10 protein-coding genes, 1 other RNA gene and 1 pseudogene are annotated in these 9,585 nt (G+C 48.4%); 7 read left to right on the plus strand and 5 right to left on the minus strand.

Features of this window, described 5'->3' with window-relative positions; genetic code table 11:
• Positions 1 to 2 precede the first annotated feature (2 nt).
• Genes M2404_RS00410 through M2404_RS00420 form a run of 3 tightly spaced genes read left to right on the plus strand, consistent with a single transcriptional unit; the run spans position 3 to position 2,283 of the window.
• On the plus strand, positions 3 to 785 hold the full coding sequence (locus M2404_RS00410) for a sulfite exporter TauE/SafE family protein (protein WP_259237483.1): 783 nt from the start codon (positions 3 to 5) through the stop codon (positions 783 to 785).
• Positions 786 to 1,322: a primosomal replication protein gene (priC, locus tag M2404_RS00415; protein WP_259237484.1), complete on the plus strand. Its 537-nt coding sequence runs from the start codon at positions 786 to 788 to the stop codon at positions 1,320 to 1,322.
• 4 nt (positions 1,323 to 1,326) lie between these two features.
• A complete protein-coding gene (locus M2404_RS00420) occupies positions 1,327 to 2,283 on the plus strand; it encodes a histone deacetylase family protein (RefSeq protein ID WP_259237486.1) in 957 nt (318 codons plus the stop codon).
• Here M2404_RS00420 and M2404_RS00425 read toward each other — a convergent pair.
• The gene (locus M2404_RS00425) at positions 2,254 to 3,351 is read right to left on the minus strand and encodes a tryptophan 2,3-dioxygenase (protein ID WP_259237488.1); all 1,098 of its coding nucleotides are present in this window, start codon (positions 3,349 to 3,351) and stop codon (positions 2,254 to 2,256) included. The genes M2404_RS00420 and M2404_RS00425 overlap by 30 nt on opposite strands.
• A gap of 126 nt (positions 3,352 to 3,477) precedes the next feature.
• Between M2404_RS00425 and M2404_RS00430 the strand changes: the two genes are divergently transcribed.
• Together M2404_RS00430 and M2404_RS20310 are read left to right on the plus strand one after the other, a co-directional pair.
• Positions 3,478 to 3,738 carry a late competence development ComFB family protein gene (locus M2404_RS00430; protein WP_215396434.1) on the plus strand — a complete coding sequence of 87 codons (261 nt, stop codon included), beginning with the start codon at positions 3,478 to 3,480 and terminating at the stop codon, positions 3,736 to 3,738.
• Positions 3,739 to 3,743: 5 nt separating this feature from the next.
• A pseudogene (locus M2404_RS20310) lies at positions 3,744 to 3,860 on the plus strand (DUF2496 domain-containing protein); the annotation flags it as partial.
• 29 nt (positions 3,861 to 3,889) lie between these two features.
• Here the strand turns inward: M2404_RS20310 and ffs are convergent.
• Both ffs and M2404_RS00445 read right to left on the minus strand, forming a co-directional pair.
• Positions 3,890 to 3,986, minus strand: an RNA gene (gene ffs, locus M2404_RS00440) — signal recognition particle sRNA small type.
• Between the two features lie 88 nt (positions 3,987 to 4,074).
• On the minus strand, positions 4,075 to 4,977 hold the full coding sequence (locus tag M2404_RS00445) for a DUF3014 domain-containing protein (RefSeq protein WP_259237491.1): 903 nt from the start codon (positions 4,975 to 4,977) through the stop codon (positions 4,075 to 4,077).
• A 66-nt stretch (positions 4,978 to 5,043) separates the two neighbouring features.
• Between M2404_RS00445 and M2404_RS00450 the strand changes: the two genes are divergently transcribed.
• Complete coding sequence (locus M2404_RS00450; protein ID WP_259237493.1) at positions 5,044 to 6,192, plus strand: patatin-like phospholipase family protein; 1,149 nt, start codon at positions 5,044 to 5,046, stop codon at positions 6,190 to 6,192.
• 132 nt (positions 6,193 to 6,324) lie between these two features.
• On the plus strand, positions 6,325 to 7,227 hold the full coding sequence (locus M2404_RS00455) for a GGDEF domain-containing protein (protein ID WP_259237496.1): 903 nt from the start codon (positions 6,325 to 6,327) through the stop codon (positions 7,225 to 7,227).
• Here M2404_RS00455 and tilS read toward each other — a convergent pair.
• Positions 7,224 to 8,522, minus strand: a complete 1,299-nt coding sequence (gene tilS, locus M2404_RS00460; protein WP_259237498.1) for a tRNA lysidine(34) synthetase TilS — start codon at positions 8,520 to 8,522, stop codon at positions 7,224 to 7,226. The genes M2404_RS00455 and tilS overlap by 4 nt on opposite strands.
• 94 nt (positions 8,523 to 8,616) lie before the next feature.
• A complete protein-coding gene (gene accA, locus M2404_RS00465) occupies positions 8,617 to 9,573 on the minus strand; it encodes an acetyl-CoA carboxylase carboxyl transferase subunit alpha (RefSeq protein ID WP_259237500.1) in 957 nt (318 codons plus the stop codon).
• Between the last annotated feature and the right edge of the window lie 12 nt (positions 9,574 to 9,585).

A 9,585-nucleotide genomic window follows, 5' to 3' on the forward strand; every position in this document is an offset into this window, starting at 1 on the left:
CCTTGTTCGCTGAATTAGCTATAGACTCTTCTGTGTTACTGATCCTCTGTGCCGTGGCATTTAGTGCTGGCTTTATTGACGCTATTGCCGGCGGTGGTGGTTTGCTGACAGTACCGGCCTTGCTTACTGCAGGCTTGCCGCCGCATGTGGTACTGGGCACCAATAAGTTGGCGGCAACCTTTGGCTCTTTTACTGCATCCGTTACCTATTATCGTAAAAAACTGTTTAGCCCGCGGTATTGGCACCGCAGTTTGCTTTATACCGCTATAGGTGCAGTGTTGGGTACACTGGTTGTAGACATGATTAGCAAAGAGGCACTGGAAAAAATACTGCCGCTGCTTATTTTGCTGGCGGCCATTTATACCCTGTTTAACCGTATGCAACCGGACGATGCTTTAAAGCTGCCGCCACAAAACGCAAAATTATTCTGGCAACAGCGGGCTCAGGGCCTGACTCTGGGTTTTTATGACGGTATTGCCGGCCCGGGTGCAGGGGCATTCTGGATGGTGTCTACTATGGCGCTGTACAAAATCAACCTGCTGCTAACCTGCGGTGTCGCCCGTACCATGAACTTTATCAGCAATGGTTTTTCGCTGGTGGCTTTTATTGCACTGGGCCATGTTAATTTTACCCTTGGCATTGCTATGGGCTTGTGTCTAATGCTTGGTGCCTGGCTGGGTGCGCATTCTGCCATAAAATTTGGCAGCCGCTTTATCCGGCCGGTATTTATCTGTGTTGTGATCGCGATTGCTTTACGCCTGGCCTGGCAGGCCTGGAGTAGCTAAATGGATTTACTGGCCACTTTGAATCATCAGTTGCAACAACTACGACAACAAGCTGAAGCGATTGATCAGCAACAGGTAGCTGGCCGGCCGCAAAACTGGTTTGATAGTGCACTGTTCAGTTGCCACTCACCACAGCTAACAGACTATGTTGCTGAAGCCCTGCGCAATTTACGCCACTTACAGGAAAGCAATCTTAGCAATATGGCTAAGCAACGCCTGGTTCAACGATTGAGCGAACAAACCTCAGCATTGACCAGAGCTTTTCGTAATGTAGATACCCGGCGCAAGCCCACCACTAAAAACAAATTAAAAGCAGTGGTGCAACAAATAAACGCCAGCAGCCAGCAGTTGTACCAGCAACTGAGTGATACCCAGGAGTTTGAGCGCCGCTTACAGGATATGATAAGCCTGGCCAGCCGGGAAAACTCAGCAGAAGCCATACAGCGCACTTTGGCTTTACATGCCCGCTTAGGCCGCTGCCGCAAAGCATTATCAGATATAGAGCGGCAAATTCAGGATTTGGAACGGCGGAGCTGATCTGATGTTAGTTGCCAAACCCATGCTAAGTGCACTCCCAGCCATGCTATATCACCCGTGTTACAGTGAGCTTAACCTGCCTGACAAGCACCGCTATCCCATTACAAAATACCGCACTTTGTACCAATACCTGTTGAATATAGGGCTGCCCGAGAACGCCTTTACCCGGTCAGTGCCTGTAACTGCAGAGCAATTGGCAGAGGTGCATTGCCCGGCTTATATTCAAAGCCTGGCTGATGGCACTATTGCTGCCAAAGCTATGCGCCGCATAGGCTTTCCATGGTCAGAACAGCTTTTTCAGCGCTCGTTGTATTCATTAGGCGGCACGCTGCAAACAGCTCAGGCGGCGCTTAACAGTGGTATAGCGCTACATTTAAGTGGCGGCTATCACCATGCCTTTTATGCAGAAGGCTCGGGGTTTTGTTTGTTTAACGATCTGGTATTTGCGGCTAAAACGCTGTTACATCAGGGGCTGGATAAAATACTGATTGTAGATTTAGATGTGCATCAGGGCGATGGCAGTGCGCTGCTGCTTGCCGACGAGCCGCGTATTATCAGTTGTTCTGTGCACTGTGAAAAAAACTTCCCATCCCGTAAACAACATTCAGACTGGGATATAGGGCTGGCAAAAGATTGCTCCGACACTGACTATTTGCAGGCAGTACAGCAAAGCCTGCAAACCTTGCTTAACTGGCACCGGCCAGATTTGGTTGTCTACGATGCTGGCGTGGATATTCACCAGCAGGATGAACTGGGCTTGCTGAATCTTTCCACCGGCGCTTTATATCAACGCGATTTGCTGGTACTGCAAAGCTGTGTTGAACAGAATATACCGGTTGCCGCCGTAATTGGTGGCGGCTACCAGCGCAATATTGATGCGCTGGTGCAGTTACATCTGCAACTGTTCAAAGCAGCTTTTACGCTGTGTGGCTCAGATTTCGCCGGCAAAATAAAAACCTAAACGCCGTTTTACCTGAGCAGGCAACACCGGTAAATCTGATTTGGGCAACAGAAAGGTGGCCATATTAAACAGATCGGTAAAAATACGGTTTTTCTCTGTGGTCCGTTTTAAATAATCATGCCCCGACGAGCCACCGGTGCCAATTTTGGTACCCAGCATTCGCTGTACCATCATGGCGTGTTTGTAGCGCCATATTGTCAACAGCTCGTCTATTTCCGTTAAGCAGGTTAGCAACTGAAACGGCAGATTAAAAACCGGCTCTTCCTGATACAGGCTGATAAACAGTGCCGACAACATCGCCCGCTGGCTTAACCGGAAAGCGCCGGATTGCTGTAATTGTTCATACTTATCTTTATTCAGCAGAGCTGCAAATTTTTCAGCCGTACGGGCAATTTCGGCCAGCTGCAATTCGCGTTCATGTTCGGCAATCTGTTCAATTGCCTGCACGGTGCTTTTATCTTCTGCCAGCATAGCGTCGGTGGCTTGCTGATACATCTGCCAGAAGCTGAAGTTTTCCAGTTCAAGAAACGGCATCCGCTCCAGCCATTTTTCTATGCGCTCAAACAAGCTGGGCTCATGTTCAAGTTGCTGTAAAAAGGTACGGTCTTTCTCATTTAACCGGCTGTAAAACGAGTTTTTGTCAAAGTCGATACGAAAATCGCTTTTCAGGCCCAGGCCAATTTCCAACATTTTAAACTGAATGCTTTGAAACCCGGAGGCCGGCACAAGATAATCACGAAATGACATAAAATCCTGCGGTGTCATTGTTTCAATCACACCAATCTGCTGGTTTAGCAGTTGCTGAATGGTGATCACCCGTTTTAACTTGTGCACTATGCCGGTAAGCTGTTCATCTTTAACTTCTTCGCCGGCAAATACATCCATCACGGCCTTTAGTTCATGCAAAATTTGCTTAAACCACAGTTCGTAAACCTGATGCACAATAATAAATAACGTCTCATCGTGAGCCTCAGCGGCGTACTTAGCGCTCTCAGGTGCCTGGGCTGTCAGTATTTTGTCCAGTTGCAGGTAATCGCCGTAGTAGCAGGGTATGGTATTTTTTTGCATTGCAGTTCTTCTGTCATGGTCCTGTCGCGCATTGTAGCAGCCAAGCGCGCTAACTCAATCTTTCAGTGGTCTTTTACCACAAAGCTGATTATGCTTGAGCTGATTGTAAACAAGACTGAGGCAAGTATGAAACTGGACGACGATATTCACAACTATTATGAAAAACTAACACTGGATCATATTGTTGAGTTGGGGCTGGATCAGCAGAAAGATACTGAGTATCTGGCCGATTTATGTTGTATTTCGTTAAACCTGCTGCCGCCGCGTTATATCCGTTACGAAGTAGATATGGCGTTTTACCTGCCACAAAGCGAGCGTTTTGAAATGCGGATGAAGGTAAAAGAAGCCGTTGCCAGAGCACGACAGTTTTTGGACAATAATGCGTGAGTACTATGCTGGATCAGGCACCGGCACATGTGCAACTGGCGGTGGATTTAATTATGTTGCTGGAGCAACATCAGATAGACGCCAGTACCGCGCTTTTAGCCTTAGAAATAGTGAAAAAAGATTTTGAGCAAAAGCGGGATTTGGGTGGCAACCCCACCAGCCACATCCCGGCACATACGTCATAAACTGTGGCTGCTTCCTTCCGGACCTGACCAGGTTCGCTTACTAGTATTGCGAGAGGACCAATGGGGTTACCATTGAACTGCTGAATCCTCAACAGGCGCGCATTATGCGCAAAAGCAGGCGTTGTTGCAAGCCTGCTTTTGGCAAAATTGGCTACTGCAGCAATTGTTTGTAGCGCTGTAATACCGCTTTAAAGCGTTGCTGGTTATCTGGCCCCAACCGCAGCATTTGTTTTTGCGCAGCTGGCAATTGCTCTATTGCCGGATCAGCAAACACATAGACAACTGACGGCCGCTCCAGTGTTAGCGGGTAACTTACCTCTGGGGTTGCCAGCAGTACATCAATAGCCGCTATCAGCTTGTTTTTAAATAACTCGTCGGGGTATCCCAGCTCAGCATAAGCTTGCTGTAATAGCGGCTCGTAGCGATTAAACAGGGCCTGCACCTGCTCAGCAGGTACGCTTTCAATTAATTGAATATATGGCTGGTAACGGGCAAAACTGCTTTCATCCAGTTGCATGGCGCTCTCTTCGCCGAGGGCAAACTTTTGCTCCAGCGGCCGTAATAGCGGATGTCCGGCAGCAAGCTGCCCTTGCGCGACATTATCGGTTTGCACAACAAAATTACGTAACATCTCTTCGGTAACAAAAAGGCCCGCCAGGCCAGAGCGCCAGTTTAATGCCAGTAAACGTTGTTTAACCTCAGTATCCGACTCATCCAGCGTTGGCAGCATAGGCTCAGGCTCTGCTACAGGTTCTGTAATTTCAGGCTCAGTTAACGGCTCGGATGTGGGTTCAGCCACGTCGGGTTCTGATGTACCCTGCTCTGGCTCTGCTTCAGACACCGGCGGTACCGGTTCGATAATTGCAGGCGGCAATAAATTAATTGCCGGTTCCGGCTTATCATCTTTGGCCAGCAACATCCATAGGGCAATCAATACCACTATGATAATAGCGGCTATGCCTGCGTAATATAACTGCTGATTATTGTTCGGTTTTTGTTCTGCCATAACAACCTCGGTAGCGATCTGACGGTGTAACGCGATTAAGCGTTGCATTCTTTAACGATTCCAGCAATATACTAAGCAATGAGCCTGTTGTCTGGAAAAAGTTCAACTTCTGTTATGTCTGAACATAATGTAAAAGCCGCAAAAAAGACGGCATTATTATTAACCGGCGGCGGTGCCCGGGCGGCTTATCAGGTCGGGGTGCTAAAAGCGATATCACAGCAGTACCCGCGTAGCAGTAAATTGCCGTTTCAAATTATCAGTGGCACGTCGGCCGGGGCTATGAATGGTGCCGCCATGGCTTGTTACGCCTCGTGCTTTCATCTTGGTGTGAAAAAACTGGAATGGATTTGGCGTAACTTTCATACTGATCAGGTGTATTACTCTGACTACCCCAGAGTATTCCGGCAAATACTACGCGGTATTTTCAGCGCATTTCAGGCCGACTATGCCAATAAAACTGCAGTGAGTCTGTTTGACAGCAAACCACTACGGCAAATGCTGACCAAAGTGCTGGATTTAAAACGGATTGACCGCAACATTATGGGCGGTTATCTGTCCAGTGTTTCCGTTACCGCGTCATGTTATAACAACGGCGACTCCATCACGTTTTTTCAGTCAGATCAGGCGCAGGAATGGCGCCGTGCTAAGCGCTGTGGCCAGCGTACTCTGCTTGGTATACATCATTTAATGGCATCGGCGGCAATTCCGCTGGTATTTCCGTCAGTACGTATTCATCAGCAGTATTTTGGTGATGGTTCGGTAAATCAGCTGGCACCGCTTAGCGCCCCTATCCACCTTGGCGCAGATAAAATACTGATTATCGGCGTGGCCGATCCGCGTAAAAATGATCATAACCAGCGGATGATGCATCATCCAGGGTTGGCAACCATTGCCGGGCATTTGCTTGATACTGTGTTTACCGACAGTTTAAACTCCGATCTTGAACGTATGCAGCGGGTTAATAGCACTATTCAGACCATGCAACAGCACGGTATAAAAACCGATCTTAAGCCGGTACAAAGCCTGTTTATCAACCCCAGCCAGAACTTTAGCCAGATTGCCAGCGAGCATTTTTTATCGTTGCCGATGGCGGTACGAACCATTTTACGTATGACCGGCATTCGCCAGCATTCAGACTCCAGTCTGGCCAGCTATTTACTGTTTGAACAGCATTATACCCGCCGGCTCATTACTCTGGGCTATGAAGATGCCACAGCACAAATGGACACTATTTTGCAGTTTCTTGCTGATGACAACGGCTAATTAACTGTCAAAGCTTTGGCATTTGTACCACAACCTTGTTTAGCAACTTTGCTATCATACTGATAATTATTACTATAATAATTCTGGCCTGTTATTTGCTTTATTAGAAAAAAAGCATCAACGGATCCCAAAATGGAATACCTGTTAGTACACGAGGTTGCGCTAAGTAACGCCCCCAGCTACGCAGCTATGACCAAATTGCAGCACTGGCCTGAACTGGCAGAATGCGCTGAACAAAGCCTGATCAGCCAACTGCAAACCACACTGGATATTCAGCAGCAGCTGAATATTATTGCTATGGCAGTAGGCAAAGTTTTGCCGCTATCAGCATTAAAACTGAAAACCGCTGTTGGTGATTTTGAAGCCATAGGTTCACGGCCTGCTGATATTGAGCATCGCAGTGTACTGGTATTAAACCAGCAATGCCTGGCCGAACTGATTTACCAGAGTGAGCATGCGTTTACCCCTATGATCCAACGCGAGCTGCTACTGCTTGAAAGCGAATGGCTGTTTGCACTGCGAAATGCGCTGGTTGTGTGCCGGTTGCAGCAAATGGCGTTAAAAGACACCTTAACCGGTCTTGGCAACCGGCGCTTTTTTGATGACAGTTTTGATAAAGCCGTACAACTGGCTAAGCGCCATGATGAGCCTTGCGCTTTATTGTTACTGGATTTAGATAACTTTAAACAGGTTAATGACCTTGCCGGCCATAGCGCAGGTGACGACGTATTGTTGGCTGTGGCAGATTGTCTGCGTGATACTTTGCGCGCAACAGACAGCCTGTTCCGTTTTGGCGGAGATGAATTTGCAGTAATTTTATCCGCACCGGATGCCAACTGCGCCGAGCTGGTTGCCCGCAGGCTACTACGTGCAATAAATCAGCATCATTTATGCAAACACTATGAGGTCAGTGCCAGCGCCGGGCTGGCTCTACTTAGCGCACCAGAGCAAAGCAGCAAAGAATTGTTTGCTGCTGCTGACAGCGCCCTGTATTCAGCCAAAGAGGCTGGTAAAAGCACGGTACGGGTGGCTTAATCCTGCTTTTGCCAGCTTGCCCAGCACTTTGCCTGCTGCGGCTCAGCGCTGGCAGAAAAACCTGCTACGACAACCAGTTCCCCGTTAACCAACAGCAGCGGCACCTGCAGCCGCTGCCAGGGCGGCACCTGCCATAACTTAAACCACTGTTTTAACGGCTTGCTGACAGCACTGCCGGCAGGTTTGAAACGCAAGCTTAACTTGCCAAATACAATCTCTGCTGACATTGCTGCCAGCGGCAATGCGTCAGCCTGTGGCTGCGCGGTAAAATACAACTTACTACCACAGGATAACTGCAGTTTTGGCTCGCCCTGCCAGTTTACACTTTGCTCCGGCACCGCGACCTGTGCATCCGTCAGCAAATAAAGCTTGCCGCTAAAGCGGCGTAATTGATAGTTACCACATACCAACACGGGGGTCGCATCGCTACGCGCAGCAATAACCTGCTGTTTTAGTGTGCTAAGCCACTGGGTTTCCGGGTTTAGCGCATAACTTTTTAGCCAATGGCGGATCACTAAATCCTGCTGCAATGGTATCAGTTTTGCCAGTTCTGCAAGAAGCAAGGTATTGCTGCTCACACAACGCTCTGCTGCCTGTAAGGTGTAGTAATCAGCCAGTTGCTGCAAATCTGCCAGATGCTGCATGCTACGCCGTGCAGTAGCATTAAATTGCGGCCAGCGCTGCAACAGTACCGGTGTTATATGCCGGCGGATAAAGTTACGCTCAAAGCGGGTATCGTTATTGCTGTCATCATTAACCCAGCTCAGTTGCTGTTGTGTGGCATAAGCCGTAAGTTCGGTACGGCTAAACGGCAATAAAGGCCGGCACAATGTTCCGCCAGCAAAATCAGACCGTGCGGCTATGCCGCTTAAGCCAGCAGCTCCTGAGCCGCGCTTTAAGGCTAATATCAGGCTTTCCAGTTGATCATCACCATGATGCGCCGTTAACAACAGGTGTTTATCTGAACAGATAAACCCGGCCAGTGCCTGATAACGTGCTGTACGGGCTTTTAATTCAAGATTGTCGAGGCCGGTTAATACAACACTGCGCTGCGTAAATGCTACACCCCGCTCAGCGCACTGCCTGGTACAAAAATCTCCCCACTGAGAGGCAAAAGCACTTATGCCATGATTAATATAAACTGCCTGCAGTGCAAATGGCTGTAGTTGCCGGGCTTTGGCTAATAAATCCAGCAACACCATAGAATCAAGCCCGCCACTGAGTGCCAGTACCAGATGGCTGTCCGGCTGCAGTTGCAAGGTCTGAAGTAAACTATCGGGGCTAAGAGCTGACATCGGCAACAATAACCGGTTACATAAAAGAGGCTAAGGCTAACACAAAACAAAAAGCCAGTGCAGAGGCACTGGCTTATCAGCTACAAATTACTGTCTAGCAGTAACCATAAGACATCAGGCGTTTATAGCGCACGTCTAACAATTCTTTGCTGCTCATTTGCTGCAGTTTCTGTAAATCGCGCAGCAACGCCTGTTTTAAAGTTTGTGCCATCTGATCCGGCGCACGGTGTGCACCACCTAAAGGTTCAGGTAGCACTTCGTCAATCAGCTTCAGCTCTTTAATCCGCTCGGCGGTAATACCCATAGCATCAGCAGCCAGTGGTGCTTTTTCAGCACTTTTCCACAATATTGAGGCACAGCCTTCCGGCGAAATAACCGAATAAGTGCTGTACTGCAACATATTCACTTTATCACCCACACCAATTGCTAAGGCACCACCAGAGCCGCCCTCGCCGATCACGGTGCAAATTACCGGTACTTTAAGCCCTGCCATTACCTTTAAATTACGGGCGATGGCTTCAGACTGACCGCGCTCTTCAGCACCAATCCCGGGATACGCGCCCGGCGTATCAATAAAAGTAACAATCGGCATTTTGAACCGCTCTGCCATTTCCATTAAGCGCAGTGCTTTACGGTAACCTTCAGGGCGCGGCATACCAAAATTGCGTTTGATCTTCTCGCGGGTATCACGGCCCTTCTGATGGCCAATAACCATCACCGGAATATCGACAAGGCGCGCAGTACCGCCAACAATAGCCTGATCATTGGCAAAAGTACGGTCGCCGGCTAAATCATCAAAATCGGTAAAAATATGCTGAATATAATCCAGTGTATAAGGCCGCATCGGATGACGCGCTAATTGCGCAACCTGCCATGCACCCAGCTCGGAAAAGATCTTTTTCGTCAGCCCCTGGCTTTTTTCTTTTAGTTTGTTGATCTCTTCTTCTAAACCCAAATCGTAGTCACCATTGCGGCTGACGTTACGTAATTCGTCTATTTTTGCTTCAAGTTCAGCAATAGGTTGCTCAAACTCTAAATAATTCAGCATCATCGACTGTCACTA

Origin of the sequence: Rheinheimera pacifica (assembly GCF_024809855.1) — a bacterium.
Classification (GTDB): Bacteria; Pseudomonadota; Gammaproteobacteria; order Enterobacterales; family Alteromonadaceae; genus Alishewanella; species Alishewanella pacifica_A.

Excerpts from the sequence above, each read along its gene's own strand:
- M2404_RS00425 (WP_259237488.1), bottom strand. The coding sequence starts at position 3,351 with ATGCAAAAAAATACCATACCCTGCTACTACGGCGATTACCTGCAACTG.
- M2404_RS00420 (WP_259237486.1), top strand. The coding sequence starts at position 1,327 with ATGTTAGTTGCCAAACCCATGCTAAGTGCACTCCCAGCCATGCTATAT.
- priC (WP_259237484.1), top strand. The coding sequence starts at position 786 with ATGGATTTACTGGCCACTTTGAATCATCAGTTGCAACAACTACGACAA.
- M2404_RS00430 (WP_215396434.1), top strand. The coding sequence starts at position 3,478 with ATGAAACTGGACGACGATATTCACAACTATTATGAAAAACTAACACTG.
- tilS (WP_259237498.1), bottom strand. The coding sequence starts at position 8,522 with ATGTCAGCTCTTAGCCCCGATAGTTTACTTCAGACCTTGCAACTGCAG.
- accA (WP_259237500.1), bottom strand. The coding sequence starts at position 9,573 with ATGATGCTGAATTATTTAGAGTTTGAGCAACCTATTGCTGAACTTGAA.
- M2404_RS00450 (WP_259237493.1), top strand. The coding sequence starts at position 5,044 with ATGTCTGAACATAATGTAAAAGCCGCAAAAAAGACGGCATTATTATTA.
- M2404_RS00455 (WP_259237496.1), top strand. The coding sequence starts at position 6,325 with ATGGAATACCTGTTAGTACACGAGGTTGCGCTAAGTAACGCCCCCAGC.
- M2404_RS00445 (WP_259237491.1), bottom strand. The coding sequence starts at position 4,977 with ATGCAACGCTTAATCGCGTTACACCGTCAGATCGCTACCGAGGTTGTT.